The sequence below is a fragment of the Pseudomonas nitroreducens genome (genome assembly GCF_014204515.1).
In the GTDB taxonomy this organism is placed as follows: Bacteria; Pseudomonadota; Gammaproteobacteria; order Pseudomonadales; family Pseudomonadaceae; genus Pseudomonas; species Pseudomonas nitritireducens_A.
Map to the genome: position 1 here is coordinate 22841 of NZ_JACHLI010000044.1, position 25707 is coordinate 48547.

Here is a 25707-nt window from a genome sequence, read left to right on the forward strand (position 1 = left end):
GACGAATCTGAGTGTTATGGATCGAGAGGGCGCTTTCAAAATCGGCAGGCGCTGGAGTTAGCCAGAAACGCATGGCTACTTCAGGCCATCCTTAACAGCCCTAGGACAAGTCAATCAAAAGCTATAAACAGCAGATTCCATCTATTCGTATACGCTCGGCGGGCGGCTTTCGATTTCCTCCACAATCCACATTCCACGTGGGGCGCGAATAATTAGCTGGACAGCTTGGTTTTCAATCGCAACAAACTCAATCTCAATTCCTTGCGTTAGCAGCAAGCGCATAATTCTGTCATCGACTTGGCCGTTGAGAATATTCAAAGAAATAACATCGCCGGTACGGTTTCTGCTTTGGTAGATTTGCATCATTATCCTCCTCTAATAGAAGCCAATACACACATTAGCGACTCTCAATAAGGAATAAGAAAAATCTTATAAATCCGGAGCGACCTCGAGCTTTCGATCAAACTCAGCCGCCGGACATGTAAAGAAGGGCGTCAGAAACAATCTGACTAGTTGCTCATTTTTTTGCTTTTAGCTGCTGCAAGCGCTTCGCAGCAGTCATTCGTCTTACTACGTTCACCCTGTTTTTTGCCAAACTCGGTGCGTGGATCAACTTGGCAGCAATGATGTAAAACTGTCGCAGCGGCAGCCCTCTGGCAGCCGTTAATCACGATCAGAATTCCTGTCATCGCCTCGCTCCTCGCCAGCAGTCGACGGAAGCTAAAGATGGCCTGAAATAGCCTGGTATTTTCAGCTGACGTCAGGATTAGCCAATTTTTGAACGTGGCCGAGCGATCCAAAATAACCAGATCGTCCGAATGCCTTGCGGTGACAATGCTGCCTGTGACGGCTTCTGCGGTCGGCTCCAGCCTGAGTACGTGTCTCGCTAGTCGTATCGAGACCGTGATAAAGCTCAGGTGGGATCTATTGGACTACATTGAGCGGTTTCATAGCCCTCGAATGCGTCATGTGGTCGCCCAGCAAGATTTGAAATTTTCAGCTCTTATCAAACCGCTAGTAGAAATTGAGTAGAATCCGTTACTGCGAAACGCAATATGCCGCCAGGTAATTTCGCGCCACTCAAGGCTCACTCTGAATATATGGCTTTACTTGCAAAAAAGTAGCATTCATTTAAAGTGGTCTGAGAAAACCAGTAATTCAATATTGGACTTGACCCCTAGCTTTCTCATTCCGGAGATCTTCTGGGCGCTGACAGTTTTGATGCTCTTGGATAGTGATCTGGCTATTTCGCAAACTCTAAGTCCGGACATGAACATCGAAACTATTTTTCTCTCTTCAGTGGTAAGCGTAGCCATTTCATCGAAAAACTTTCCTCTCTCTCCATCTCTTTTCCCCATATCCGAGAGCGCCCCCGATATTAATGAAAATTGCTGAGTCATGGCTTCGGTGCCTAAAATCACCCCCCCAACTCCAATCTGAGTTAGAATTTTTATTAGGGTTATGTCTGCCGCTGGAATATGGATTAATAATGTGGAATTAGGGAGCTGTGTTTTTAGCAGAGAGACCATCGCAACGACGAAGGAGGGCTCCTTGAATTTTGAAACGCTCAATAATATTACTTCTAATTCCAGCCCGATTAATATGTTTTCAATACCTAAGAGGTCGTACTCTTGATTGTCATCCAGTGCTGATAGGCACGCGTCATCGGCATAGAGGCTTGCAGTTCCATGTGCTGATCTGAAGTGGATTCTTTTCATATTAAGCTCCCGACTTTTACCCGCTAATATTGCGACGCAAGCTCTCAGTTGCACATGAGAATATTCTTATAATTGTCGCCTACTATAAGACGCGACCGAGCCATCAGCTCTGTTTCTATTTCAGCGCGCAGCGCATCCTCCTCGAGCTCTGTGTTCGAGCCCACTCGGAAACTCTCTGTGGCTTCGAGGCTCAGCAGCTCATCAGGCAAGCCCCCGATAGTGAAGGGAGGCAGGTTACATCGGCGGTAAGCCATGCCGCTGAGTGCGCCAGAGCAAGCGGTCAGCAGCGATCAGCCGTGCCTGTATCAGAGCATCGTTATTGCGCTGTAAGCGTGCGGGGAATACGCCTTGCGTTAGCTCGGCATCCACTGATGCGGCAGCAACTGTTCGATCTCACAGGCCTTCTGCGTCGGTAACCGCGTCAGTACGTCTTCGAGGGGGCGTACTGATCGTGCCCGTTCATGCGCGCCGACTGGATCAGACACATGATTTACCGCTGTGCAGCGATCCAGCGAAGAGCCAGTTTGACCTACTGAGCGTCCACGGCCTGATCTGGTTCTCCACGGCATTGTTGTCGATGGGCGCGGCACCGTGATCCATGTAGCGCGTCAGCGCTACCCAGCGCTTCAAGCTGTATCCAGCGCCTTGGCAGTGGCTGAGCCCTCGGGCACAAGCTCGCGTTGAGTCGCCATCCACTCATGCAGCTTTTCAGCGATGGGCACCGCCGTTTCCTGGCGTAATCGCCAGCGATCTTTATCGCTCATGTCTTTGACCTGCCGTTCGACTTCGTACAAACCGCCGATTGAGTGCAGCTTCTGTTCGGCCAACTGACTTTTATTCGCCACATGCAGGTAGATATCGTCAAGCAGGACGGCGGCTACAGCGACAACCATCTTGGCGGGTTAGCTGGGATGATTGCCGGTAGGCTTAGATCATGGTTGGCCAAGGCTGCGGGCAATTGCAGGTTCTGTCTCGCCGCTTGCAGTTTCTGAACGAGCTCGCTGGTGCGCGTGAATAGCACCCGGTATCCAGCGTCGATCAGGGCATGTCCGATGGCTGATCCGAGGTGGCTTTTCTCATTGCCCGGTGGGCCGAAGATCAGCACATTGGCCCCTTTCTCCAGTCAGGCATCACCGCTGGCCAACGCCATCACGTGTGCCTTGGAGACCAGCACTGGGTTCGAAGGCGGCCAGGGTCTTGGTCGGATCGAGGCGAGACTCTGTTCGGTGTCGTTCGATGCGCCGCTTGGCCCGTTCGGCCAGCTCGTGCTCAAGCAAGGCGCCGAGCAGTCGGGTTGCCTGCCAGCTTTCCTTATCAGCGCGCTGCGAAAATTCTGGCTAGATTCGGCCGATGGTGGGCAGTCGTAGCTCGTTGAGCATTAACGTCAGGCGGGCGGCATCAATTGTGACCGGCGTATTCATGCTGATTCCACCAGGCTTAGCAGGGTGTCATAGCAACTGGGCAGTGGCATCTGAACATGAACGACTGGGTGCTCAGCTGCCAGTGGCGAGAATTCCTCACGCAGTACTTCCAGTTTCGGTAAATCGCCGTCGGTCGGTATGGTTTCTAGGCGCAAGGCCGGAACAGCCTCAATTCATTGAGAGAGGCTACGGATGAGGCGCGCACAACCGTCCGGGTAGCAGGCTGGCCATTTGGCCGTGATGGATTTGTCACCCAGCGCAAGTGCGATCACTGCCGTCTCATTAACTTGCTACCTGGGCATCGTTTGCAGGGGTGCGAAGGCTGGCAGCGATGCTGTATAAATCGGCAATCACTTGCGAATGACGTTGGCGTTGATGCCATGGCTGATGGCGACGCTGGAGACTGAGGCCCCGGGTTGCAGACATTCCTGCACGACCTGGGCCTTGAAAGATTTGGGGTAAGAGCTTCGTTGGCGCATGAAAATCCTGGCAATAAGGGTAATCGTGTCCGCTAAAAAATGCGGACGCAATAATGTCAATTGCTGAGGAGAGTGGCTAGGACGTTGATTTTCAAACGCTTACAAAAGACTTGGCGAGAAAAAATGATAACTGCAAGTAAAGGCACGATGCGATGTCCAAGAACTCCGAAGGACTAATGCATTGTGGGCTCCGCTGTGGATGAGGGAAATACCGCATTGACCGCTGAGCATATGCAATGGCTACCCCGCTGGGATCCGACAAGGATTACTCAGATAATGAGCCCACAGCCCTTTCACCGAACACGTAACAGACGCGCTGGCCCAAAAGCTCTACAGGTATATCCTGTTTCTCTCGGACTAGATCATCGATGGTCACAACCCAGGAATCGCCGTGAGGCCAGCCATGGGCTTTGGCTGCCAGTAGACTACACACTGCTTGCCCTTGATGTTTGCGTCCAAGGCATGCCCTGAGCAATCCAAACCCATGAACCAGATGAGTTAATGCGGTGACTTGGTCACGACATACGCAGGTGTTTTTCGACATTTGCGCGAGGAGGCGAACCCCTCCTGCCTCTTGATAAAGCTCGTCACCGCCAAGGCGTTCAAATAACGCGATCACGTTTACAGGCAAGCCCGAGCTCATTAGCTCTTCAATCGCCAGGTAGATTCGGCAATTGACGTATCCCCCGAAATCTGAGGGATTCAGATCTGGAGCGACATCCCACCAAGGGGCGTTGTCGATCATCAAGTATCCGAGCAGATGTTTCTCCACCAGTGCCGCCGTGACTTCAAATGCCGAGTCTAGACTGTTGTCGGTATCCATGTTCATCTTCCTGAGAAAAATGACTAAACGCCTTGATAACAACTGCGTGAGAGCTCTCCACCTCAATAAGGAACACACTTGAGCTTGTGCCGGAACCAGAAGAATCTTAAACTGATCGGCGCGGCTCCTCCGACTGCCCTCGCAAGCGCGCTGTCCCCTGCTGCGCGCCTTGATCCAAATTTCTCGCTTCACATATGGCATCATCGTCTCAGCCGACCTCTGCATCCAGGACCTTACGGCTTTCAAAATCCATTCAAGGGGGAATGCATTGGGAGCAACGATGCTGCGACGATTTCAACAGAAAGTATTATCTGTCAGCCTTGAGGTTACCTTGCAGCGTAATATGAGCGACTATTAGCTTGGCGAAATTCGGAAGCACATCCAGGAATGCATCAGACTCTTTTCGCAGGAGGGTGATGGCGAAGAGAGTGAGGCAGTGTCTATACCGCTCGCCGCTATCTTCAACTTTCTGTTTGCGAAGAACGCCAGTGCTATCAGCAAACTACCGTTGGAACATCTCTTCCACCACTTCAAAGACTACCGACTTGGGCTTGCACTTGCGTGGGTAAGAATAAAGACGGATGTGAAGGCCGAGCCCGCTACCCTGGCGACCATCTTCACAATCCGTGATCTGGTTTTTCATCGTCAATGAACAACTATCGGCAGTAACCGGATCCATGCCATGCATAGCAAATCTTTGAGCTAAGTACCTCTGGGCAGTGCTCCTGACGAACCTCGCATGCGATGTTGCGTTACCGCCGTTTCGACTACCGCCAGCAGAGCCTCCACACCTGCAGCATAGCTTACCGGCTTGAACTCTGCTGCTGTCCTGAGTCGAGCAAAAACTTCCTTCACGGCTCCCTCCTGCTCGATTGTACCGATCATTGTTCCCAGCAACTCAGCAGTGTCCGACCATCCCTGCCTAAACATCGCCTTGTCTACATGACGTGGTATTTGTTGGAGAACAGTTTTTAGATCGTTAACCATTTTCTAGCCTCCTTGGAACGTTGTACTCTGATGCCTGAATGCTCAGGATGTCGATATCAGATGTTTCTCAATAGGAAAGTTATCGAGTGCGAATTTACAGCGGCACAAATCGCCGCGCGCCCCGTCGTCTCGACTCATAGCCTCTATAAATGGGTAAAGGCTGGGGTTCTACCCCGTTAAAACGAACGCTTTCGATTAAACCCACGCCGAGCTGAAGGAATGTTCATGTCCAAGACCAAGAGATACAGCCCCAAGTTCAAACGGGAATCCATCGAATTATCTCGTCGCTTGCAGATTCCACGGTCATCTGGCCACTCATTCCACGAGCATTCGGCCACCGATTCCACGGTGATGCGACCACCCGATCAGGCAGGCAGCCACGTCGCATTTATCCATGCGTGAGATTCGTGAGCTACTGCGCCTCAAATTCGAGATCGGCCTATCATCTCGCCAGATTGCTTCCAGTGTGCAGGTTGGTCGTGCCACCGTCGGCGAATACCTCAGCCGCTTAGCCGCCAGCGCGCTCAACTGGCCGTGTGCGCTGTCCGATGTCGAGCTGGTACGCCGGCTGTTTCCCTCGGCCCCAGTGCTGCCCAGCGAGCAGCGGCCAAAGCCAGACTCGGCCTAGGTGCATGCCGAGTTGCGCAGGCCTGGCGTGATCCTGATGTTGCTCTGGCAGGAGGATCGTCTGAGCCAGCGGCAAGGCTCCCACTGCAGTTGGTTCTGCGAGCACTACCGGGAGTGGGCTGGCAAGCTCGATCTGGTGATGCCCCAGGAGCATCGTGCCGGAGAGAAGTTATTTGCCGACTACGCTAGCCAGACGGTGCCGGTGATTGACCGCCACAGCGGCGAGATCCGATAGGCGCAGGTGTTTGTCGTGGTGCTCGGGACTTCCAGCTACACCTTCGCCGAGACCACCTGGTCACAGCAGTTGCCGGACGGATTAGGCCCCCATGCGCGCTGCCTCGCTTTTCTAGGTGGGTTGCCGACGATCGTGGTGCCGGACAACCTGCGCAGCGCGGAGAGCAAGAGCCGTCGCTACGAGCCGGACATCAACTCCAGCTATCGTGACGTGGCTGAGCACTACGGTGCGGCGGTGGTGTCGGCGCTGGCCCGAAAACCACGTGACAGGGCCAAGGCCGAGGTCGGCGTGCAGTTGGTCGAACGCTGGGGCGCTCGCAGCGCTGCGCGACCGTCGGTTTTTCTCCTTGGGCGAACTCAACAGTGCCATTGCGGTGCTGCTGGAGCGACTCAGTCGACAGCCATTTCGCAAGCTGCCAGGCTCCCGGCAATCCTGACCCTGCCTCGTTTCCGCGTACATCAAGTCATGCAGCCAAGCGTGCATTCTACCATGCGACAGGCGCAAGGAATCCGTTAGCTGAGTGCAAGCGCTGCCGGTTGTACCAGCCCTCGATCCAATTGACGATGTCCAGCCTGGCCTGCGCCCGTGTTTCGTAGCGTACCTAGTAGATGCGTTCGAACTTCAGGGTCTTAAAGAAACTCTCCATCGGCGCGTTGTCCCAGGCGTTGGCCTTCCTGCTCATGGACATTGTGATACCCAGGTCAGCCGCCAATGCCTGGTGCCGGCCGCTGGCATACTGCGACCCACGGTCGGTATGCACCATCAGGCCCTTGCCCGCTTGCGTTGCTACCAGGCCGATTGCAGCGCGGCGCACACCAAGGTCGCATCGATGGCGTCGGACATCGACCAGCCTGCGATCCGCCTGCCCGCCAAGTCCATCACCGCCGCCAAGTACAACCAGCCCTCGCGGGTGGGCACGTACGTGATGTCGGCCACCCAGGCCTGATCGCGCTGCCAGCCATCGAAGCGCCGATCCAGCAGGTTCGGGGCCACCGGCAGGCGGTGCGCCGAGTGAGTGGTCACCACGAACGGCCTTCTGTATACCGGCCTCAAACCTTGGCGCCGCAGGCTCTTGCGAACCCGCTCGGCGCTGACAATCTGACCCTGCTGGCGTAGCCTCTGGACGATTCGAGGACGACCATAGCTGCGGCGACTGGTCTGGTGGATGGCAGCAACCTTGGCATCCAGTGCCTGATTAGCTTACGCCCTGGGGCTGAGCGGACGAACACGCCACTGACAATAGCCACTTCGTGAGACGCCCAACACGCGACACAACTAGCTGACGGAGTACTGATCGCGATGCTTGTCGATCCAGGCGTACTTCATCGCGACACCTTGGCGAAGTACGCCGTCGCTTTTCGTAGGATTTCTACATCCAGCTTCGCTTCGGCCAATTCCCTACGCAGGCGGCTGTTCTCGGCCTCCAACTCGCTGACGGGGCGCCGTGCAGGCGCCTCACTCGCTGTGCTACCAGCAACCGCCGAGGCAACGCTCCGCCTGGACCAATTCCCCACCGTGGCCACCGGCACGCCAAGGCGCCGTGCCGCTTCGTGACCACCCACCGAGGCTGCTAGCCTGACCGCCTCAGCCTTGAATTCCTCTGTGTACCGCCTCTTGGGCAACCTGCCTTCTTTCATCTCGATTCTCCGTACCTGTGAAGTTTCCAACTTCTTGCTGTACGTGAAATCGAGGCAGGGTCAAGTGCCAGAAGGCGGTTCATGAGATGGCTGGTCGTCAGCAGTGCGTTGGGCGTGATTTCCCTGGCTTCGGCCAATCTTCGCAGATGCTCTGCGAGCAGTTCGACACCGGCGCTTTCCGCCAAACTGCGTTGATGGAGCAGGGTGTCGCGTTGGTACTCGGAGAGTTGCCGGCGGCCGCAACTGGCCAGGCTTTCCAGGACATCCAGCGCCGGTTCGACCAGGCGCATGGCGAGGCTGGGCGGCTCGATGAAGGCGGCGGCGTCCGCCTTGCGCTCGAACAGTCGCTGGATGCGCTCGAGAAAGCGTCGGTTGAGGCTCAGCCCGCCGCGCATCGTGGCTTCGAAGTCCAGCGACAGGCAGCGCAGTTCGCCCTTGTCGCGAATCAGCAAGGCCAGTGGCTCCAGGCGCCGGCGCCGGCCATCGAGCCAGGGGTGCACCAGTACGGCACGGATGTCGTCGCGGGCCTTCTGCACGCGTTCCAGGTTGTCCAGGCGCTGGCGCCTCTCCAGCGTGCAGGGCAATTGCAGTTCCAGGCGATTGTTCTGGGCGTCCAGCAAGGTCCAGCGCAGCACTTGCCGGGTTTCGTCCAGCAGCGCTTCCTCGCAATGGCTCGGCCGCAGCAGCAGGGCGGTGGGAAGGTCGGCACCGAGGGTGGCGCTGGCTTCGAACAGTGCGGCCAGTTGCTGCCAGTCAGCGATTCCCAGGCCGTCGATACGCGGGTCGTCGGCTGGCCAGCGCGGCAGGGGGTGCCCATGGCCTTCGCCGTTCGCTGCCAGGCGGCCGTCATCGGCCTGACGAGGCGCTTCCAGGCGCAGCGGTGATTGGCATAGCCGTTCGGGGGTGGATTTCCACAAGGATTGCTGGGCCCAGACGCTATCACGCTGGAAGCTGGTATCGTTTCCGTCCGGCCGAGCCAGGCTGACTTCGCGTACCTCGCTCTCCTGGCTGTCCCAGAATGCCAGGGTCAGCCCGCGGGCGCCGCCGGGTGTCGTCCACCAGTGCGCGCCCAGCGGCAGCAGGTCGAGGCTGGCGCCGGGCTGGTAGGTGCGCCGCAAGCGGCCGCGCAGGGCCGGCAGGCGGGTTTCGTCGGCGCACCGCAGGGCCAGGCACAACGCCTGCACCAGGGCCATCTGCATCAGGCTTTCGCGTTCGCTGCTGTGGTCGTCGCGCCTGGCCAGGCATTCGACCTGTCCACCCAGGGTGCGCAGGTGGCCAGCCAGGCGTGGTAAGCCTTCGGTGCGTGCCGAGAGGTTGAGCATGCGCAGTTGCACCGCGCTGGCCGAGCTGACGTGGGACAGCCCCTGGCGTAGCAGTTCGCCCAGCAGTTGCTCAATGGCATCGAGCAGGTGGGCTTCGGTCTGGGACAGGCGCAGCGGATCGGTAGCTGGCGTTTCGCTCGTATCCGTCCATGTCCAGGCGCGTTCCTGATTCTGGAATAGCAGCGCCAGGGTTGCAAGGTGCAGCCCTTTGCGCTCGTTCTCGCGGCTTTCCGAGAGCATGCCGGCGAAACCGCCACCGGCCAGGTAGAGGACCTCGCAGGAGATCGCCGGCAGTGCCAGGACTAGGCGCCGGCCCTCGCTCCGGTAATCCGCCCGGCCCAATTCTTCACACCATTGTCGCGCCTTGCGGCTGGCCACTTTGCCGGCCTGCTTCTGCAGTTGCTGCGGGTCGAGGGCGAGCGCTTCGTTCAGGGCGAGATTGACGTCTTCATGCTCCGCCTGTGCCGCGGGTGCTTCGTCCTCTTGTTGGCGTAGCCAAAGCACCGCCGCAAGGATGTGCTTGCAACAGCCGGTGGCCGGGCAGGTACAGCGCGCGGCGTCGATGCCGGTCTGGTCCAGGCTTACCTGCTGGCCGTCGGTTTCGATCAGGCCACCCTGTTCGCTCTGTTTCAGCCAGGCCAGTTTGCCGGCTTCCACATCCTTGCCGGCGCGGCGCAGAAGGCCAGCGTTGGCCAATACTTCCAGCGCATTGTCGTCGTAACTGAGGTAGCGCTGTCGCCAACTGCTCATTGCATCACCTCCGCCAGCCACTGGGCGAAGTGTTCCGGCGTCAGTGCGGCGATCTGCATGCCCCGGGCGGCCAGGCGCTTGCCCATGCTCGGGTCGTACACGGGCTGGGCGCGGTCGTCGAGGGCGGCGAGACCCAGCAGCTTCACCCGCGCCTGATGGAGGCGCGTCACGCTGCCCAGCAGCGGGCCGACGGCAGCGCCTTCCTCGAAATCGCTGATCAGGGTCAGAACGGTGCGTTGCGGGTTTTCCACCAGTTGCTCGCAATAGCGCAGAGCCTTGCCGATGTCGGTGCCGCCACCCAGTTGCACGGTGAGCAGCACTTCCACTGGGTTGTCTGCCAGGTGGCTGAGGTCCACCACCTGGGTATCGAACAGCACCAGGCGCACCCGTACGCTGGGCAGGCTGGCGAGGATGCTGGCACAGATGGCGCTGTACATCACCGAGTCGAGCATCGAGCCGCTCTGGTCGACGCAGAGAATGATGTCCCACGGCAATTGCCGGCGTACTCGCGCGTTGAAGCGCGGTGACTCGATCAGCAGGCGCTGGCGGTGCGGGTCGTAGTGCTTGAGGTTGGCGGCGATGGTGGCGCGCCAGTCGAAGTTCTGCGCGCTTTTGATCATCGAGCGGCGGAAACGGTTGCGCCGTCCGTGCAGGGCATTGGTGAAGGTGTTACGCAGGCGCTGGAGGATTTCCTCGACCACCTGGGCGATAAGCCGGCGCACCGCGTCACGGGTGTCGGCGCCCAGCCGGCCGCGCACACTGAGCAGCGCCTTGGCCAGCGCCGGGGTCGGTTCGAGGGTAGACAGGCTGCGCGGGTCGGTCAGCAGTTCGCTGATTTCATAGCGCTCGATGGCCTGCACCTGCAGGCGCTCGAAGGTGGACTGGGGGAACAGCTTGCGCGCCTGTTCCAGCCAGTTCAGCGCTTTCAGCTGGCTGGGGTCTAGCGATCCGCCGCGACCGCCCTGGCGGTGACCGCGGCGCTGGTATTCGCGGTTGTAGAGGTAGTCGAGGGTTCTGTCGATCTGTGCGTCGCCTTCGCCGAACTCGGCCTGGTGCAAGGCGCGATCGGCGTAGCGGCCGAGGATCAGGCGCCAGCGGCGGGCATTTTCCAACTCAGTCATGGCGTGCCTCCTGGGCCCAGTCCAGCAGGACATCGCGCTCCAGTGAGCGATTGAGCGCCAATTGCAGTTCGGCGCCGGCCAGCAGGTCGGCGCTGTCGAGTTCGTAGTGGGTATGCTCCAGCACGCCGGCGCCCAGGCCGTTGAGAGCCGCCAGGCTGTCGGCCAGGCGCCCGGTTTCCTGGGGCTTCAGGCGAGTGAAGGTGAGGCGCAGGTCGGGCAGGTGGCGGACGAAGGTTGTCTCGTCCCAGCCGGCGACCAGCGCATTGAGCGCCGGCGCCAGGCTTTCCGCGCGCAGGATCAGCTCCGGGGCGGCCTGGAGCAGGCCGCCGAGGAAACGCACCGCCTGCTCGCTGTCGGCGCCGGGACCGAAGCGCTGTTGCAGCGCCAGGGTCAACTGCGCATCGTCGCAGCGCCCATCGAGATAGCGCAGCGCCTGGAGCGCACCGGCCAGCCCCGGTGGCGCCAAGGGCAGTAGGCGTTCGAGGGCGACGGGCAAGAGTTCTTCTGGCAGTTCCAGTCCGGCCTGGCTGGTCCCCAGACTGAGGAGCTCGCGCAGGCCAAGTAGGGCGTTGATGGCGGCGCCTTCCTGTTCGGTCGGGCAGTGTTCGAGGCCCGGCAGGAGGAACATCGCGCTGGGCAGGATGCGCTGCAGCAGCGCCGGCAGTTCCGCGTGGCCGTCCAAGCCCAGCAGTTCACGGCCGCGCCAGAGGTGCAGCAGGCGTTGGCCGCAGGTCACCACCGAGGTCAGCTCCGGGTCCTCCTCCAGGTGTTCGGCGAGGCGCTCGTACAGACGTGGCAACTGGTCGCTCAAACCGATGGCGCCGGCGCGGGCCAGGAGCTGTACGGCGCGGCCAGCACTGCGGCCCTGTCCGTGCTCCTGCAGGGCGCGCTCCTCGTCGAGCAGGCTGCGCAAGGCTACCTCGCGCAACGTGCTGCCACGTTCGGCGCATTCGATCAGGCGTGCCTCGACCACAGGCGACCAGGCGTACTCCCACTCTTCGAACAGCAGGTCGAGGCCACTGCCATTGATGAAGTCCGGCCCGCCCTGGTGCTTGGCGAAGCGGCTGTCGAGGTAGCTCATCAGGTGCAGGAAGCGGCTGCGCTCGCGGTGCCGGGGCTTGCGGTACAGGTCTAGACGGGCACGCCGGGGCAGGCTGTCGCTGAGGTCCAGGCGATGCTGCAAGGCCAGGCATCGTGCTTCCTCCACCAGCGGCGGGGCGAGGGTGGAAGAAGGGATGTCGCCCAGCCGGTTGCCGCCCAGATGTTTTTTCACCGCATCGAGGAACGGCCCCTGGCCATTGCCCAGTTCGCCCTTGACGAAGCAGGAGTGAATGGCGTCGAGCAGGTCGTAGCGGCCGGGCCCCGGATGACCGCGCAAGCGGGCCAGGCCGGCCGCCTGTTCGGCGGCATTGCTGACGCTGGCGAAGGTCAGCGCATCGGCCAGTTGCTGTGCGCGGGTTTGCGCGGCGATGGCGCTGAGCAGGTCGGTAGCGATGTGTTGCCGCGTCAGCGGGCCGGCTTGCTCGTCGAGCAGTGCGTCCCAGATGCGTTGATGATAGGCCGGTGAAGGCATGCCGGAGGCATAGCCGTTGAGCGCGTCGAGGCGATCGAAACTGTAGCGGATCAACCAGGCATGGCCGGCCTGCGTGTCCGGGGCGGGCTGATGGGGCGTCGCGGCGTCGGCCAGGGCCTCCACCAGCGGCAAGGTGTGGAAACCACCGGTCACCACCAGCAGCGGCCCGTCGCAGCGCGCGCGCCAGGCCTGGATGCAGGCGAGCATGTGTGCCTCGCGGGCGAGCGAGCCTTCGGCGGCGAGCACCTCGTCCTCGTAGTCCAGGCGCGCCATGGCACACCAGGCGAAGGTGTCATCGAACAGCCTGCGCCAATCAGCCAGGTCCGCGCGGGAGCGCAGTTCGAACAGGTGCTCCCAGAGTTCGTCGTGGTCGCGGCAGTGCGCCTGCTGCGCGAGCGCCGCCAGGTAGTCGCTGTGCGCCAAGTAACGCTCGGTCATCAGGCTGTGGCTGTGTTCCTGATCCGTCTCGACCTCGGCCTGGCACGACCAGGGCAGGTCGATGAAGGCCAGATGGGCGCCGAGCCGATGCCCTTCGCGCAGGGCCTGCCATTCCGGTGAGTAGTCGCAGAACGGGAAGAATGCCGATTGCGGGCCGGAATCGGCCTGCGCCGTGCGGCGCTGCGCGAGGATTGCCAGTGGCGGCCGGCTGCGTGGGTCGAGCAGGTCGGGAATCAGCGCGTCGAAGTCCGCCGGCCCTTCGATCAGCACCGCCGCCGGCCGTAGTTCCTCAAGGAGCGAACGCAGGGCGAAGGCGCAGGCCGGGCTGTGGTGGCGCAGCGGGGCGAAATGCAGCCCTTGCTCCGCCAACACCTCGCGTTGTTGGCGAGCCGCGTGCAGGCGCGTGGGCAGGTTCGCCAGGCCCTCGGTCATTCCCAGATGCCCTTGCTGGCCTCGAAAAAGCGCTTCCATGACTCGTCGCGGCGGGCGCGTTCGCGGATCACGCTGTCCAGGTAGTGGCGCATGCGCTTACGGTCGTCGACGTTGTCCTTGAACACCACGCCGAGCAGTTGCCGTGCCAGTTCTGCCGGGCTCAGCCGGCCATCGCCAAAGTAGCGCGCTTCCAGCGTTGCCGCGTAGGCCACGCTGACCGCCTCGGCGGTGGACATCACCGCTTCCGGCGCCTTGATCGTGGTGCCTTCGCGGGTGCTGCCGGCGCGCAGTTCCTGGAATACCGTGACCAGCAGGCCGATCACGTCGCGCGGAACCTCGACCTTGCCGGCATCCGCTGCCAGCTCGCGTTGCAACTGGCGCATCACCAGTTCGATCTCGAAATCGCGGTCGCTGATGGGCCGTACGGTTTCGAAGTTGAAGCGGCGCTTCAGCGCGGCGGACATTTCATGCACGCCGCGGTCGCGCAGGTTGGCGGTGGCGATCAGGTTGAAGCCCGGCTTCGCCTGCAGCCGGCCGGCGTCACCGAGCTCGGGGATCATCATCTGCTTTTCCGAGAGCAAGGAGATCAGCACATCCTGGATCTCCGGCGGGCAGCGAGTGATTTCCTCGAAGCGCACCAGCTTGCCCTGGCTCATCCCCTGGTACAGCGGCGAGCCCACCAACGCGCGCTGGGTCGGGCCTTCGGCGAGCAGCAGGGCGTAGTTCCAGGAGTACTTGATATGGTCCTCGGTGGTGCCGGCGGTGCCTTGCACAGTGAGCTGCGAATCGCCGCTGATGGCGGCGGCGAGCAGCTCCGAAAGCATCGACTTGGCGGTGCCCGGTTCACCGACCAGCATCAGGCCCTGGCGGCCGAGCAGGGTGACGATGGCGCGGTCGACCAGCGCGTCGTCGCCGTAGAACTTGCGGCTGACATCCAGTGCTTCATCGCCGAGGATGAAGCGCCGCACCGCACGCGGCGAGCGCATCCAGCCGGGCGGCAGATCGGCGCCTGCCTGTTGGTCGGATTGCTCCAGGCGCTGCAGTTCCTCTGCATATTGCGCCTCGGCGGCCTGGCGGAGAACGGGGCTTACCATGGTGTTTTCTTCTCCCACTGCGCATCGAAGCCGCTGCAAGCGTCGGCGACGGCGCGGTAGTCGGCGTAGGTTTCGGCGAGCAGTACCGGCGAAATGTCGGCCAGCTTCAGGTTACCGTCCGACCAGCGACGGCCTAGCTTCTCGTAGGAAAGGTGGGTGAGTGCGGCTGGCACATTTTCTTCCGGCAGGCAGTTGCCGGTGAAACCGATGCAGACCCGCAATTTAAGACTGGCGAAGTCCTTGAAGTAATGGTCGAAGAAGCCACCGTCCTCGGCTGGCGCGCGCTGGTAGCCGAGCTTGGTCAGCACGCCGCGCAGGGTAAAGGTGTCGCTCATCCAGCCCTTGTGGTCCTCGATCTCGTGGCTTTCCCGAGTCGCATCGGTGGCAGGGAGCTCCGGCAGTTCTCGTGACATCTGCGGGAACAGCGGCTTGATCTTGTAGTCCTTGAAATGCCCGCTCCAGCCTTTGGCAGTTTCGCCATCCACCAGTGCGGCATGGGTCAGGCGGATATGGCGTCCCTCGGCCAGTTCGATTTCGTCGTCGTCCAGATCGATCAGGCTGCCGTCCTCGGTGGGGCGGAACAGCCGCAGCCCGCCCTCGGCGTCGACTTCCGCCCAGACCAGACGCTGCAGCAGGTGGTTCATCAGCGGGTGGGCGAACAGGTATTCGCGCCATTCCGCCACCGGCCACAGGCGTTCGGCACACATGGCCTCGTAGAGACGCTGGCTCTGCAGGTCGATGACCTGCTTGATCTCCTTCTTGCTGGTGGACAGCTGGCTCTTGGCTTCCTTGATCAGCGCCGGGTCGTCGCTCTTGCGCGGCTCGGGCAGAGCTTTGACCACCTTGCTCTCGGGGTTGCGCAGTTCCAGTTTCAGCGCCGCGTCCAGGCGTGCGGTGAACAGTCGCTCGCCGTAATGCAGGTTGAGTACGCCCTGCTCGTCGAAGCCGGCGCTGGGGATGGTGCGGTCCGCCAGTTCGTCGGCGCTCCAGGCATTGCGTTCGGCGATCTGTTCGATCAGCTCGCGCGCCTTCGCCTGCACGGAGGCGGTGCGGTGGCGGCGGGCGACGGAAAGCAGCAACTGGATCACCAGCGGATCGTCGCTGTTGGCAGCGGCCATCAGCATGGCCTCGATCTGCGCGCGACGCTGGTAGTGATCGCGCATGTAGCTCTGCAGCAGGCTGACCAGTTCATGGCCGGGGAGGGCCCAGGCGAGGGCGAGGATGCCCTTGTCGGCAATGGCGCTGCCCAGGTAGATACCCAGGTGTTCACGCTTGAGGCTTTCGAATATCTGCTCCGGCGTGGCGTTGGCGTATTCGGCCCCGTACTGCGCCCAGCTCTTGTACTGCTGGATGCGCTGGGTGTGGTTGGCCTGGGCGTAGGCGATGGCCTCTTCCAGGGATGGCGAGCGGGTGTCCTGGGCGATGAAACCGAGCAGCAGGCTCTTGCTCAGCGCGGCGCGGCTAGCCGGGGTCAGCAGTTGCAGGTAGCGGCTGAGCAAGGCGTTGCCAGCGGGCTCCTTGAGCTTGCAGGCGAGAATCACCCACCAGCGCGGGATGGCTGGGTCCGCCGGGCTGCCGTCGAGCCACTGGGCGGCGGGCAGGTGGTCGAGATCGAGCCAGGACAGGCTGGCGGGCGGCTTGGCCTGCAGTCCTTTCTGCGCCTCCTTGAGCAACACGGCAGGCGTGAGATAGCCGGAAATGTCCTGGCCCAGCGCCTCCAGGGCCGCCAGCAGCGAGGCGCGCACGGTTTCACGTTTTTCCTTGACCAGGGCCGTATTCAGCGCCTGCACGGCGGCGGGATTGCCCAGCCGCTTCAGCCAATCGGCAGCCATGCCGCGGATTTCCTGCTTGCTGGAGGTCAGCGCCTCTTCGGCCCGCTGGCCGATGTCCGCCAAGGTTTCCAGCAGACGCTGGGCCTCGCTGCGGTTGGTCTTGCTGGTACCCAGGGCTAGTTCCAGCAGTATCGGGATGAAGCGCGCCGGCAGTACCGGGAAGCGTTGCAGGATGTTCAGCCCCCAGGATTCGTTGAAGCCGTAGTAGCGATTGGAACTTTCCGAGGGGCGCAGGCCGAAGGCTTCTTCAAGGAATTCCGGATGGCTGGCGAAGAATGGCCACACGTTCTCTGGCGGCATCTGCTCCAGGGGCGAATTCCAGCCACAGCAGACTTCTGCGACTTCGCGCGCAGCGCGCTGGTGGCCAGCGCGCTGCATGGCATCTTCCAGGGTGCGCAGGTCGAGGCGGGCGAGGGCGTCGCCCTTGAAGCAGGAGCTCAGTTGGTACCAGTTGAAGTTGAAGGCGCGGATCAGGTGCAGCAGATTCATCTCTGGCAGGTTGGCCAGGTGCCGCTTGTAGCCGATCACCTCGTTTACCGCTGAATTCAGTTTGCCGGTCTTTTCGCCGTTGAGGCATTGCAGGGCTTTTTGCAGGTCGGTGTCTGTCACCGATTGCATTTCCTTGTACTGTTTCTGCCGCCAATCCCATTTGCGTTTTTCTTCCCGGTTGCTGCGGATTTCCTCCTCTGCCGCCAGGCGCTTTTCCTCCAGCAATTCCTGGAGGCTCTTTCGGAGCAATTGCAGAACGGGGTCGCCCAGTTGTACGTCCGGGTAACATTCGAACTCGCCGGCCTCCGGCAGCGCTTGTTGCTCGGCAGTGGCTTGGCTGTCCAGGCGTGCCAGGGCATTGGCCAGGGCCTGCTGGACAGGTTTGGCACCTTCCACTGTTTGCCGTGCCTGGAGAATGGCGCGGGCTTCGTCGCCGCTACGGGCCAGCATCTCGGCGGCCTGGATGCGTTCGCCGTTGGAACCGTGCTCGAGCAACTGGCTCAACTGCTCAAGCTTGACGACCAGGGGCAGGGCTTCGACCCGTGGCATGGCTTCGGCGCGTACGCCCTTCGCCGCATTTACCGCCATGCGTACCAGCACATCGACGTAGGTGGTGGCCAGTGTCGAGTTACGGCTGAGCAGTCGCACCAGGTTGATGCAACCGCTGGCCGACAGGCGCTCGGGCAGGCCGCGCACCAGCGGCGGTTGCTCCAGCAGGCGTTCGGCCAGGCCTGGCAGTTTCAGCAGTTGGTCTTCCTGATCCTGCCAGTGGTAGGCGTTCAGATCGCGGCGATCGAGTAGCAGCAGCGGCGCATCCTCGGTGGGCAGCTCATCGACCGCAAGCAGGCGCTCCAGCAGGTCGAGATTCCAGTGCTGGCGCATGTCCTTGCTGTACTTCTCACCGACCCGTTTCACCGTGGTGACCAGCGCATCGATCACCAGATAGAGGTACCAATCCGGCACCTTGGCGATCCGCACCAGATTGCCGCCTTGGCAGGCGGCTTCCAGCACCTTGCCGAAGCGCCCCAGGGCCGGCACGTCGACATCGGCGCCGACGGCATACAGGCGCACGCGGGCGTTGGCTGCTGCGTTGATGCGTTTCTTGTGCTTCTGCAGGTCGTTGCGCACGTTGCTGGAGGGGTGCCACCAGCCGAGGGTGGCGGGCTGGTCGAGCAGTACAATGGCCTCTTCCGCATTAACGCGGCGCAGATCAAGCAGAACGGATTCGACGGTGCCTTCGAGCACGTAGCTGACCGCCCGTTGGGTGAGTCCCTCTTGCAGAATGTCGAGGACTTCCAGACATTCAGTTACATGCTTGGCGAAGGGCGTGGGCGAGCTGCCAAACCCCAATTTTTCCAGCAGTTTCTGTAACATGACGATCCATACTAGGAAGGGAGAAAGGCTGAATAGTAAATCAGTTGTCGCGGAGGAAGGCTGGTGAGTCATGTCAGAAATTACCCATATTTTAGGTGCCGTATTTCCGACAGCTGGACTACTAGGGAAGGTCTGAAGTAGCCCTGTATTTCCGGTCGACTTCAGCCTCTGCCGATTTTGAAAGCGGCAAACCGATCAAAAAACGATCAGATTGCCGGCTTATTTCGATGTTTCTGGGCGCCGCAATAACCTCGCCGCGGCCATTTCCCATATTACAGGCGCACCTCTCCTGCATTCGTTAGCAAGTGTCGGCGGGCCATCCACAGATTTGACAGCGCGAACAGCGTTACCAGTTGCGCGGTGTTTTTGGCCAGACCACTGAAGTGCGTCTTCACATACCCGAACTGGCGCTTGATCACCCGGAACGGGTGCTCGACCCTGGCGCGCATCTGGGCCTTGGCCTTCTCAATTTTTCGCTTGGCCTTGTACAGCACGCTGCGTTTATCGAGTTTCTTGTAGGCGCTGCGTCGGGCTGCAACCTGCCAGATTACTGGGCGACCCTCATGCTCGGGGCGCTTCTCGACGCCGGTGTAACCCGCGTCGGCACCGACCATATTTTCATCGCCGTGCAGCAATTTATCGACTTGAGTGACATCCGCCATATTGGCCGCCGTGCCCACCACGCTGTGCACCAAACCCGACTCGTCATCGACGCCGATGTGGGCCTTCATGCCGAAGTAATACTGGTTGCCCTTCTTGGTTTGGTACATCTCCGGGTCGCGCTTGCCGTCCTTGTTCTTGGTCGAGCTCGGCGCATTGATCAGCGAGGCATCGACGATGGTGCCTTGGCGCAACGACAAGCCTCGGTCACCCAGGTAGCCATTGATGACGGCCAGGATGCCGGCAGCCAGTTCGTGTTTCTCCAGCAGCCGGCGGAAATTGAGGATGGTAGTTTCGTCGGGAATACGCTCCAGACTCAACCCGGAAAACTGGCGCAGGATAGTGGTCTCGTACAGCGCTTCTTCCATCGCCGGGGCGCTGTAGCCGAACCAGTTCTGCAGCAGGTGAACCCGCAGCATGGCCATCAGCGGATAGGCTGGCCGACCGCTTTCACCCTTGGGGTAATGCAGATCGATCAAGGCAATCAGGCCCTTCCACGGCACTACCCGATCCATCTCGATCAGGAACAACTCTTTGCGGGTCTGCTTGCGCCTGCCGGCGTACTCGGCGTCGGCGAAGGTCATCTGCTTCATCGGAAAACTCGGCGAGTGGAGTCCGGGTAGGGTATTTTGCCAAAATTAGGAAGTCTTCTTCGGAGTTTCCTTAGTCATAAACACAACCGTATGCCTATCCCTTACGTTAAGGATGATACGGTGTCCGGCTTTTCAGGGGGCTGATCCATTGCCCATCATCAGGCCGATCAGGATAAACACTCGCAGCCGCTTGCTGAGAGCCGCCCCCGTTTATCGCTCGTTGTTGTATTGTTGCTGCTTGCTGGACTGGTGTTGTTGGACGGTTGGGGATCACACCAGCCGCCCAACAGTTACTTAGACCCAGTAAGTATTAATCACTGACTCAAGAGCATCAAAGTAGTGCTGTGGCAGAGTTGCTTGTCCATATTCGGGGGGGGCAAAGCTAGACATTGCGCCTATGAGTTGGTCGACATGGGCGGTATTCAGGGTCTTTCCCCAGCCGTCTTTTACCAAGTCAAGAGCATTCTCTCGTTCGTAGAAAAAATTTTGCACGGTCACGCTATCTTGAGTGCCGATAATACTGATCTTCAGGTCGCACTTATTCAGGCCAGTAGAGAACCAGAGTTGGTCATATTTCACAGCCCCTTCGAAGAGCAGGGTATCGATATCCCCTGCAACAATATTTCCCAGAGTGATAGTGTCTCTTCCGTCGCCCCAGGTGAAAGCAAAAACATCATCCCCTGCTCCGCCTGTGATCAGGTCGTTGCCCCTGCCGCCACGGATTAAATCATTGCCACCCAAACCTGTGAGCCAAGTGCCCAGAGAATTTCCATTCATGATATTATTAAGATCGTTTCCACCCATTATGGATGAGCAACCTTCAACTAGTTGGAAGTACTCAATGTTCGAGTATATAATATTATTTTTTGTGTTGACATTGAAGAAAATGGTATCGAGACCCGCTACAGCTGATCCAGCCCTTTCGAAAACCCAGTCTCCAATGTTGTCAACATAGTATTCATCATTTCCGTTGCCGCCAGCAAGACCGTCCGCGCCGACGCCACCGTCGAGCAGATCATTGCCATCTCCGCCTTGGATACTATCGTTGCCAGCGCCGCCGTATAGCGAATCGTCTCCTTTCTCGCCCTGGATGGTGTTATTTAATTCGTTACCGTAGATAGTGTCTTTGCCTTGCGTGCCAATAGCGTTTTCGATGTTGGCACCGTAAGCAATTCCAATAGCGTCTTTCCCTGTGTAGGTGGATTCATTAATATTAGGATAAAAGGGGGCAAAACCAATGCTGCTGCGTCTGCCATTATTTAAGTCGAGCGCCGATCCTAGATTAAAATTACTAAGATCAATGGTGTCATTTCCCCCACCATCCCAAATGGTTTTATAGAAGGGCTTTCCATCGAAATTATATTTTGTATCGCCACTGTTGAAGTCTGTATTGGTGCCATAGAGATACTGAGCGGCGGCAATGTCATAAATCCCGAGGTCTACGACTTCTGCCCGCAAGCATATGGGTGGTTTATTTGGGGTTGGAGATTTAATGTAATAATTGCGCGCTAATTCATGATTGTACGACATGACCGTGTCGAGCTCGTCATAATTTTTGTAGATCGGATCCTTCACCCATTGGTCATTGATTTTTTTATTGGTGTGGCTAAGCCCTAGAATGTGCCCGATCTCGTGAGCGACAGTTTCATATTGATATTCATCGGCATCAGTGTATACTGAAAGCCCGATTGTTGCATATGGGTCGCCTGGGTTCGCAACTGCGATCCCCCCGTGACCTGGATTTATCTCGTTGTAAAATAATAAATCCGCCACTATTGGGGTGTGGTGCATTTGTTGAAATTTTACATTGGCTACGTCGGAGTAATCTTGAAGTGCTGATGTGATCGTGTCAAAATGGTGTTTTTGGGTGATCCCATAGAATGATTTATACTCTCCTGTGTATGGAGCTGAGATAGTTGACCAAGTTATTGTCTTGTTTTCAGGTAGCTCCCACTTCCAGGCATATAAACTGTTATTTAATATGAAATCAATTTCATCATTTCCAGAATAGTTGTATTTCGTTAAGTTCGACATTTTATCTATTCCATTAAGTTGTCTGTTGGGCTTTTATTAGCTAAAATTCATTTAGCTGGCAAGAGCATTGACAAGCCGCAGAGGGCTTGCCATAAGAAATTTCTTGAAAGTGGCTTTGATAAGACTGAATCGCCCCGAGTTTGAACCCTGGCAGTTCACTGCTCGCGATAGACAGCATTCGTAACGCTGCTGGCCGGATCATCAGTGGCCGCGATTTCAGCCTGACCGCACTGACCGGCGATGCGATCAACGAGCGCAGCATTACCTTATTGGATCTGATCAACAACAACGACCGTAACGAAAGCGCACATCGACGGGTGATTGGAGGAGAAGCCGATGCGGCTCTCAACGCCGAAATTGCTGGTCGCTGATGAGTTGGGGGGCTCTGGCCGCTCGAACCGGTCGCTGCACACCTGTTCTTCCAGTTGGTTTCTCGGCGCTACGAGCGGGCCAGCGTCTTAGTCACCAGCAATCGACCGGTCGGCAGGTATTCGGTGATGCGGTCGCCGCTACCGCGATCCTCGACCGCCTGCTGCATCATAGCTAGGTGGCCACGATCCGGGGCGACAGTTATCGATCCCTGACCCTGTCTGACTTATTGGATGCGACGGGCTTCGGTTGACATAGAAGCGTCAATGCCGCGCTGGAGAGCTTCTTCCGCTCGCTGGAGGCTGAGCGGGTGTGCCTGACGCGCTATGCCTGCTTCCACAAGGCGAAACCGACCTGTTCGACTACATCCGCTTTTACAATCACCGTCGCCTCCGCTCGATGCTGGGCTATCTCAGTCCGATGGAGTTCGAGTGGCGCCACCCGACCACGCCAGTATTGCCTGTACCAACTCCGGATTGGTGTGGGAGGCCCAGGTGTCCTCCTGGTGTAGCGCGTGCAGCGCTGACTCCAGATACACCCCGTATATCGCTCCGTCGGATGCGATGAAGGCCGCCGCGTCGTCCTGCGCCGCTCGCAGCTTGTCCTGTAGGTCGCCGCTCATCTTCTGGCTGAAGAGCGTGGTGGAGATGAAAGGCCCGGTGGTGGTCATCGCCGACCAGAAGGTCGTCGCCATGATGGGCTCGTCCTTGAAATCGGGAATGACCTTGATGAAGGCTGCCGCCGAGGTACTCGCCAGCATCAACGCCAGCGTAATGGCGCAGTACTTGGGAAGGAGCATCCTAAGGGATCTCGCCTGTGGGAAATGTTTCAGGAAAGCTGCGGTACCGAGGGGGCTTTCGTCAAGGCGACAAAGAGCCGCCTTGCGTAAGCCGATTCTTCCGATAAATTCGTCGCTGTTTACATTCAGGGTAACTTCCCGCCGATGACTCCTGTCACCAGCAACAGGCTGGCGCCGGCGGGCAGCGTTTGCAAGGTGATGTCCGTAGGGGAGATTCATATTGGCGTCAACTATCAGACATCTCTATCAGAGATAGCTATAGGGAATGGAGGAATCGAGCATGCCCAATGATGCGCCCACAATTATTCGCAGGAATCCACCGCGCACTTCGAGCGACTGCTTAACTTCCTTCGGAGAATTGAGGGGGGGCGGGACATCAAAAAAAGTCACCGCGCTAGATCGGCCTCTTGCCGAAGCAGCTCGTCTCCACGACCTGCCGATTCACACGGCTCATAGCGGCCAGATCCGGATCTAGCTGATCCCGCCATCTGCTTCATCGGGAAACTCGGACTACGGGATCGGCGTATTTCACCAGATTCGCGAAGTCTTTTTCAGGGTTTCCCTAGGGAAATCCTGAAAAAGCCCTTCTTTTGCAAAATTGCTGCTCTGCAACCCGCATGGTTACTGAGGCGGCATATTTGAGAGCAGGCTTTTTCAGATAGTCCCTAGAGGGTGTAGATAAAATAAAGTAAACCCTTTGCCTCTCTTCTACACAGCATTGAGCCATGTCTAAACTGGACGCCCGCCCGCAATTGCTGCGGAGCATTACCCGCTGCTGACCAAGCTTGCTCATGCGCAGCTCTATTCCAGTCAGGCCGAATTGGCGCAAGCATTCCATGCTGAAACGGGCATCAGCGCTCATCCCGACACGTTCGCAAAGGCGTTGAAGCTGGCTGGGATTGTTCGTGTAAAGGAACGGGCCAAAGGTAGTTTCCAACCTCCCGAGCCTCGTAAGTCTTATGGCTACACCGAAGCACATCGGCGTCAGTTGCCGGAGCAACGGTACCCCAGTTGCCTGACAGACGCAGAGTGGTCGCTGGTCGCTGATTTGTTTGAAGTATCGGGCGGTCGTGGCGTGCCACCCCTGCACTCCAGGCGCACGCTTCTGGAGGCTTGCTGCTATGTCGTGCACACGGGATGCTCCTGGCGAATGCTGCCTCGTGAGTTTCCGCATTGGGACAATGTCTATAAAACCTTCCGACGCTGGAGCGCTCAGGGCAAGTTTGAGCAAATGCATGATCGGCTTCGTGCCCAATGGCGAGAGCGTGTGGATCGTGATGAAAAGCCGTCAGCCGCTGTTCTGAATTCTCAATCAACGCGTAGCTCGCCCCAGGGCGGTGAAAGTGGTTACGACGCAGGCAAGACGGTGAAAGGGCGCAAGCGCAGTCTCATCGCTGTTGCCTTAGGCTTGCTGTTGGCGGTGAGCATCAGCGCAGCCAGCGTGCAGGATCGAGATGCGGCAGACGACGCGGTGACATCCTCAATGGGCAAGTACCCATCATTGAATACCCTGTTCGTCGACAGTGCCTATGCCGGAAAGTGGGCCCAGCGCACGCAGCACACTCATTCGCTTGAAGTTCAAGTCATTTGAGGGCCAAAAAATCGAAGTACCGGGGAATGGCATTCAGAACAAGGTGATTTGTTCACGACAGCGCCGGTTACAAGCGGCTTTGTGGTTATGCCCAAGCGTTGGGTAGTGGAGCGGACTCGCGCCTGGAATGAGCGGGCTAGGCGGTTGATCATGCACCACGACCGGTTGTTCGATGTGAGTGCAGCATGGGTGTGGCTGGCCGAGGTTCGCGTGCTTGCTCGTCGGCTTACTACTTGATTTTGTCTACACCCTCCTAGAGACTTGGAGGTGTCTACGAAGCTAGAGGCCATTCAGTAACTCTTAACTACCTGTCCACCAGTTCAGGGGCAGACCAAACCTTTGCCTCTAACGATATTCAGAATTTTCCTATTAACTGAAAGCGCTACCTATCACAATATACAGCTCTTCGCTGGCGCCAATTTGGTGCCAGCGAAAGGCACAAGGAAGTGCCGCCTACCACCAGACTCTTGCAGCCAACGCAGAGTCCCAGTCTGCGTTGTTCTCGCGTGGCGAGATCAGCGGCTATAGTTGGTTGCAGCACATGTGTGCTCAGAATATTGTGGCGCCGCTTAGCAAATTTGCATCCCCTAAGAGGATGTAGACAAAATCATGTAGTGAGCCGGCGCGCGAGTGCGCGCGCCTCGACCAGCAGTCGTTTGTGGTGCGTGATCAGTCGCTGAACCCTCTCATCTCCAGGCATGAGTCCGCTCCACCACCCAGCGCTTGAGCATCACCACGAAGCCGGTCAGGGTAGGCGGGGCGCCACAGTGAGCAGATCGCCTTGTTCTGAAGCTCCATTGCCCTGTTCTTCTATTGTTTGGCCCTCGGATCACTTGAGCGTCGACCGCGTGCGTTTGATGCATGCGTTGAGCCTTTTTTCCTGCATATGCACTGTCGACGAAGAGCGTATTCAATGACGGGTATTTTTCCTTCGAGTAAGCCACCGCGTCATCCGCCGCGTCGCGATCCTGCTGGATCAGCCCCCTGAAAAGCCGGACACCGTGTCATCCTTAACGTAAGGGATAGACATGGTAAGCGTCCGGGGATCCCGTCTGGTTCGGTCTCGCCCAATTAAGAGATTGTGTCCATTTAATTATGATCTGACCCCGAGAAGTTGGACATCAACATTGGGAGTGTCATGGAAAAGTACACAGAGCAGGCAAAGCTCTCGGCCGTCAGAGATTATTGCTTGGGGAGCGCAGGTCACAAAGAGGTTGAATCGCACCGGATTTCGTGGAGGCCGTTTCGTTTAAGTCAGGCCGCCATGGCCTGGCTTGCTTGTTGCCGGTGGAAGTTTGCCTCAGCCTCC

Annotated in this window: 18 protein-coding genes and 8 pseudogenes; 8 read left to right on the plus strand and 18 right to left on the minus strand. The window is 58.8% G+C overall.

Annotation, left to right across the window (positions count from 1 at the left end; genetic code table 11):
- Positions 1 to 141: 141 nt before the first annotated feature.
- The 5 genes and pseudogenes from HNP46_RS32355 to HNP46_RS36285 form a co-directional block, all read right to left on the minus strand.
- The gene (locus HNP46_RS32355; RefSeq protein ID WP_184597371.1) at positions 142 to 363 is read right to left on the minus strand and encodes a hypothetical protein; all 222 of its coding nucleotides are present in this window, start codon (positions 361 to 363) and stop codon (positions 142 to 144) included.
- Positions 364 to 509: 146 nt separating this feature from the next.
- A complete protein-coding gene (locus HNP46_RS32360; protein ID WP_184597373.1) occupies positions 510 to 689 on the minus strand; it encodes a hypothetical protein in 180 nt (59 codons plus the stop codon).
- Positions 690 to 1127: 438 nt separating this feature from the next.
- The gene (locus HNP46_RS32365) at positions 1128 to 1718 is read right to left on the minus strand and encodes a helix-turn-helix domain-containing protein (protein ID WP_184597375.1); all 591 of its coding nucleotides are present in this window, start codon (positions 1716 to 1718) and stop codon (positions 1128 to 1130) included.
- Positions 1719 to 2071: 353 nt separating this feature from the next.
- Positions 2072 to 2569 (minus strand): annotated as a pseudogene (locus HNP46_RS32370) (IS66 family transposase); the annotation flags it as partial.
- 26 nt (positions 2570 to 2595) lie between these two features.
- Positions 2596 to 2823 carry an ATP-binding protein gene (locus tag HNP46_RS36285; RefSeq protein WP_409372481.1) on the minus strand — a complete coding sequence of 76 codons (228 nt, stop codon included), beginning with the start codon at positions 2821 to 2823 and terminating at the stop codon, positions 2596 to 2598.
- Here HNP46_RS36285 and HNP46_RS36340 point away from each other — a divergent pair.
- Positions 2771 to 3085: a hypothetical protein gene (locus HNP46_RS36340; RefSeq protein WP_311771859.1), complete on the plus strand. Its 315-nt coding sequence runs from the start codon at positions 2771 to 2773 to the stop codon at positions 3083 to 3085. The genes HNP46_RS36285 and HNP46_RS36340 overlap by 53 nt on opposite strands.
- 404 nt (positions 3086 to 3489) lie before the next feature.
- On the opposite strand, the gene HNP46_RS36295 is transcribed toward HNP46_RS36340, so the two are convergent.
- Both HNP46_RS36295 and HNP46_RS32385 read right to left on the minus strand, forming a co-directional pair.
- On the minus strand, positions 3490 to 3618 hold the full coding sequence (locus tag HNP46_RS36295) for a transposase (protein WP_184597377.1): 129 nt from the start codon (positions 3616 to 3618) through the stop codon (positions 3490 to 3492).
- 265 nt (positions 3619 to 3883) lie between these two features.
- On the minus strand, positions 3884 to 4441 hold the full coding sequence (locus HNP46_RS32385) for a DnaB-like helicase N-terminal domain-containing protein (RefSeq protein WP_184597379.1): 558 nt from the start codon (positions 4439 to 4441) through the stop codon (positions 3884 to 3886).
- A 436-nt stretch (positions 4442 to 4877) separates the two neighbouring features.
- Here HNP46_RS32385 and HNP46_RS35705 point away from each other — a divergent pair, with 436 nt between their 5' ends.
- The gene (locus HNP46_RS35705; protein ID WP_221455198.1) at positions 4878 to 5093 is read left to right on the plus strand and encodes a hypothetical protein; all 216 of its coding nucleotides are present in this window, start codon (positions 4878 to 4880) and stop codon (positions 5091 to 5093) included.
- A gap of 50 nt (positions 5094 to 5143) precedes the next feature.
- On the opposite strand, the gene HNP46_RS32390 is transcribed toward HNP46_RS35705, so the two are convergent.
- Positions 5144 to 5428 (minus strand): hypothetical protein, encoded by a 285-nt coding sequence (locus HNP46_RS32390; protein ID WP_184597381.1) that lies wholly within the window; start codon positions 5426 to 5428, stop codon positions 5144 to 5146.
- 225 nt (positions 5429 to 5653) lie between these two features.
- Between HNP46_RS32390 and HNP46_RS32395 the strand changes: the two genes are divergently transcribed.
- Positions 5654 to 5830, plus strand: a complete 177-nt coding sequence (locus HNP46_RS32395) for a hypothetical protein (RefSeq protein ID WP_184597383.1) — start codon at positions 5654 to 5656, stop codon at positions 5828 to 5830.
- Positions 5823 to 6723 (plus strand): annotated as a pseudogene (istA, locus tag HNP46_RS32400) (IS21 family transposase); the annotation flags it as partial. The gene HNP46_RS32395 and the pseudogene istA, both read left to right, overlap by 8 nt.
- A 51-nt stretch (positions 6724 to 6774) precedes the next feature.
- On the opposite strand, the pseudogene HNP46_RS32405 reads toward istA, so the two are convergent.
- From HNP46_RS32405 to HNP46_RS32440, 8 genes and pseudogenes are all read right to left on the minus strand, one after another.
- A pseudogene (locus HNP46_RS32405) lies at positions 6775 to 7927 on the minus strand (IS3 family transposase).
- A complete protein-coding gene (locus HNP46_RS32410; RefSeq protein ID WP_184597385.1) occupies positions 7924 to 9999 on the minus strand; it encodes an SWIM zinc finger family protein in 2076 nt (691 codons plus the stop codon). The pseudogene HNP46_RS32405 and the gene HNP46_RS32410 overlap by 4 nt, the downstream one beginning before the upstream one ends.
- On the minus strand, positions 9996 to 11120 hold the full coding sequence (locus HNP46_RS32415; RefSeq protein WP_184597387.1) for a VWA domain-containing protein: 1125 nt from the start codon (positions 11118 to 11120) through the stop codon (positions 9996 to 9998). Before HNP46_RS32415 ends, HNP46_RS32410 begins: the two co-directional genes overlap by 4 nt.
- Positions 11113 to 13563 (minus strand): DUF5682 family protein, encoded by a 2451-nt coding sequence (locus HNP46_RS32420; protein WP_184597389.1) that lies wholly within the window; start codon positions 13561 to 13563, stop codon positions 11113 to 11115. The genes HNP46_RS32415 and HNP46_RS32420 overlap by 8 nt, the downstream gene beginning before the upstream one ends.
- Entirely contained in the window at positions 13560 to 14657 is a 1098-nt protein-coding gene (locus HNP46_RS32425; protein ID WP_184597391.1) for an ATP-binding protein, read from the minus strand. Before HNP46_RS32425 ends, HNP46_RS32420 begins: the two co-directional genes overlap by 4 nt.
- Positions 14651 to 18352, minus strand: coding sequence for a DUF4132 domain-containing protein (locus HNP46_RS32430; protein ID WP_184597393.1), 3702 nt, complete (start codon positions 18350 to 18352; stop codon positions 14651 to 14653). The genes HNP46_RS32425 and HNP46_RS32430 overlap by 7 nt, the downstream gene beginning before the upstream one ends.
- Before the next feature lie 272 nt (positions 18353 to 18624).
- Positions 18625 to 19605, minus strand: coding sequence for an IS5 family transposase (locus HNP46_RS32435; RefSeq protein WP_184597395.1), 981 nt, complete (start codon positions 19603 to 19605; stop codon positions 18625 to 18627).
- Positions 19606 to 19899: 294 nt separating this feature from the next.
- The gene (locus HNP46_RS32440) at positions 19900 to 21639 is read right to left on the minus strand and encodes a M10 family metallopeptidase C-terminal domain-containing protein (protein ID WP_184597397.1); all 1740 of its coding nucleotides are present in this window, start codon (positions 21637 to 21639) and stop codon (positions 19900 to 19902) included.
- A gap of 158 nt (positions 21640 to 21797) precedes the next feature.
- Between HNP46_RS32440 and HNP46_RS36300 the strand changes: the two are divergent.
- From HNP46_RS36300 to HNP46_RS36310, 3 pseudogenes are all read left to right on the plus strand, one after another.
- Positions 21798 to 21914, plus strand: a pseudogene (locus HNP46_RS36300) (hypothetical protein); the annotation flags it as partial.
- Between the two features lie 117 nt (positions 21915 to 22031).
- A pseudogene (locus HNP46_RS36305) lies at positions 22032 to 22223 on the plus strand (ATP-binding protein); the annotation flags it as partial.
- A gap of 97 nt (positions 22224 to 22320) precedes the next feature.
- Positions 22321 to 22401 (plus strand): annotated as a pseudogene (locus HNP46_RS36310) (hypothetical protein); the annotation flags it as partial.
- Positions 22402 to 22420: 19 nt separating this feature from the next.
- Here the strand turns inward: HNP46_RS36310 and HNP46_RS32455 are convergent.
- Positions 22421 to 22807, minus strand: a complete 387-nt coding sequence (locus HNP46_RS32455) for a DUF2388 domain-containing protein (protein WP_260403327.1) — start codon at positions 22805 to 22807, stop codon at positions 22421 to 22423.
- Positions 22808 to 23558: 751 nt separating this feature from the next.
- On the opposite strand from HNP46_RS32455, the pseudogene HNP46_RS32460 reads away from it, so the two are divergent.
- A pseudogene (locus HNP46_RS32460) lies at positions 23559 to 24635 on the plus strand (IS5 family transposase).
- A 370-nt stretch (positions 24636 to 25005) separates the two neighbouring features.
- Here the strand turns inward: HNP46_RS32460 and HNP46_RS32465 are convergent.
- Positions 25006 to 25369: pseudogene (locus HNP46_RS32465) on the minus strand (IS5/IS1182 family transposase); the annotation flags it as partial.
- Positions 25370 to 25707: the final 338 nt, after the last annotated feature.

Excerpts from the sequence above, each read along its gene's own strand:
- HNP46_RS32355 (WP_184597371.1), bottom strand. The coding sequence starts at position 363 with ATGCAAATCTACCAAAGCAGAAACCGTACCGGCGATGTTATTTCTTTG.
- HNP46_RS32360 (WP_184597373.1), bottom strand. The coding sequence starts at position 689 with ATGACAGGAATTCTGATCGTGATTAACGGCTGCCAGAGGGCTGCCGCT.
- HNP46_RS32365 (WP_184597375.1), bottom strand. The coding sequence starts at position 1,718 with ATGAAAAGAATCCACTTCAGATCAGCACATGGAACTGCAAGCCTCTAT.
- HNP46_RS36340 (WP_311771859.1), top strand. The coding sequence starts at position 2,771 with ATGGCTGATCCGAGGTGGCTTTTCTCATTGCCCGGTGGGCCGAAGATC.
- HNP46_RS36295 (WP_184597377.1), bottom strand. The coding sequence starts at position 3,618 with ATGCGCCAACGAAGCTCTTACCCCAAATCTTTCAAGGCCCAGGTCGTG.
- HNP46_RS32385 (WP_184597379.1), bottom strand. The coding sequence starts at position 4,441 with ATGGATACCGACAACAGTCTAGACTCGGCATTTGAAGTCACGGCGGCA.
- HNP46_RS32390 (WP_184597381.1), bottom strand. The coding sequence starts at position 5,428 with ATGGTTAACGATCTAAAAACTGTTCTCCAACAAATACCACGTCATGTA.
- HNP46_RS32395 (WP_184597383.1), top strand. The coding sequence starts at position 5,654 with ATGTCCAAGACCAAGAGATACAGCCCCAAGTTCAAACGGGAATCCATC.
- HNP46_RS32410 (WP_184597385.1), bottom strand. The coding sequence starts at position 9,999 with ATGAGCAGTTGGCGACAGCGCTACCTCAGTTACGACGACAATGCGCTG.
- HNP46_RS32415 (WP_184597387.1), bottom strand. The coding sequence starts at position 11,120 with ATGACTGAGTTGGAAAATGCCCGCCGCTGGCGCCTGATCCTCGGCCGC.
- HNP46_RS32420 (WP_184597389.1), bottom strand. The coding sequence starts at position 13,563 with ATGACCGAGGGCCTGGCGAACCTGCCCACGCGCCTGCACGCGGCTCGC.
- HNP46_RS32425 (WP_184597391.1), bottom strand. The coding sequence starts at position 14,657 with ATGGTAAGCCCCGTTCTCCGCCAGGCCGCCGAGGCGCAATATGCAGAG.
- HNP46_RS32430 (WP_184597393.1), bottom strand. The coding sequence starts at position 18,352 with ATGTTACAGAAACTGCTGGAAAAATTGGGGTTTGGCAGCTCGCCCACG.
- HNP46_RS32435 (WP_184597395.1), bottom strand. The coding sequence starts at position 19,605 with ATGAAGCAGATGACCTTCGCCGACGCCGAGTACGCCGGCAGGCGCAAG.
- HNP46_RS32440 (WP_184597397.1), bottom strand. The coding sequence starts at position 21,639 with ATGTCGAACTTAACGAAATACAACTATTCTGGAAATGATGAAATTGAT.
- HNP46_RS32455 (WP_260403327.1), bottom strand. The coding sequence starts at position 22,807 with ATGCTCCTTCCCAAGTACTGCGCCATTACGCTGGCGTTGATGCTGGCG.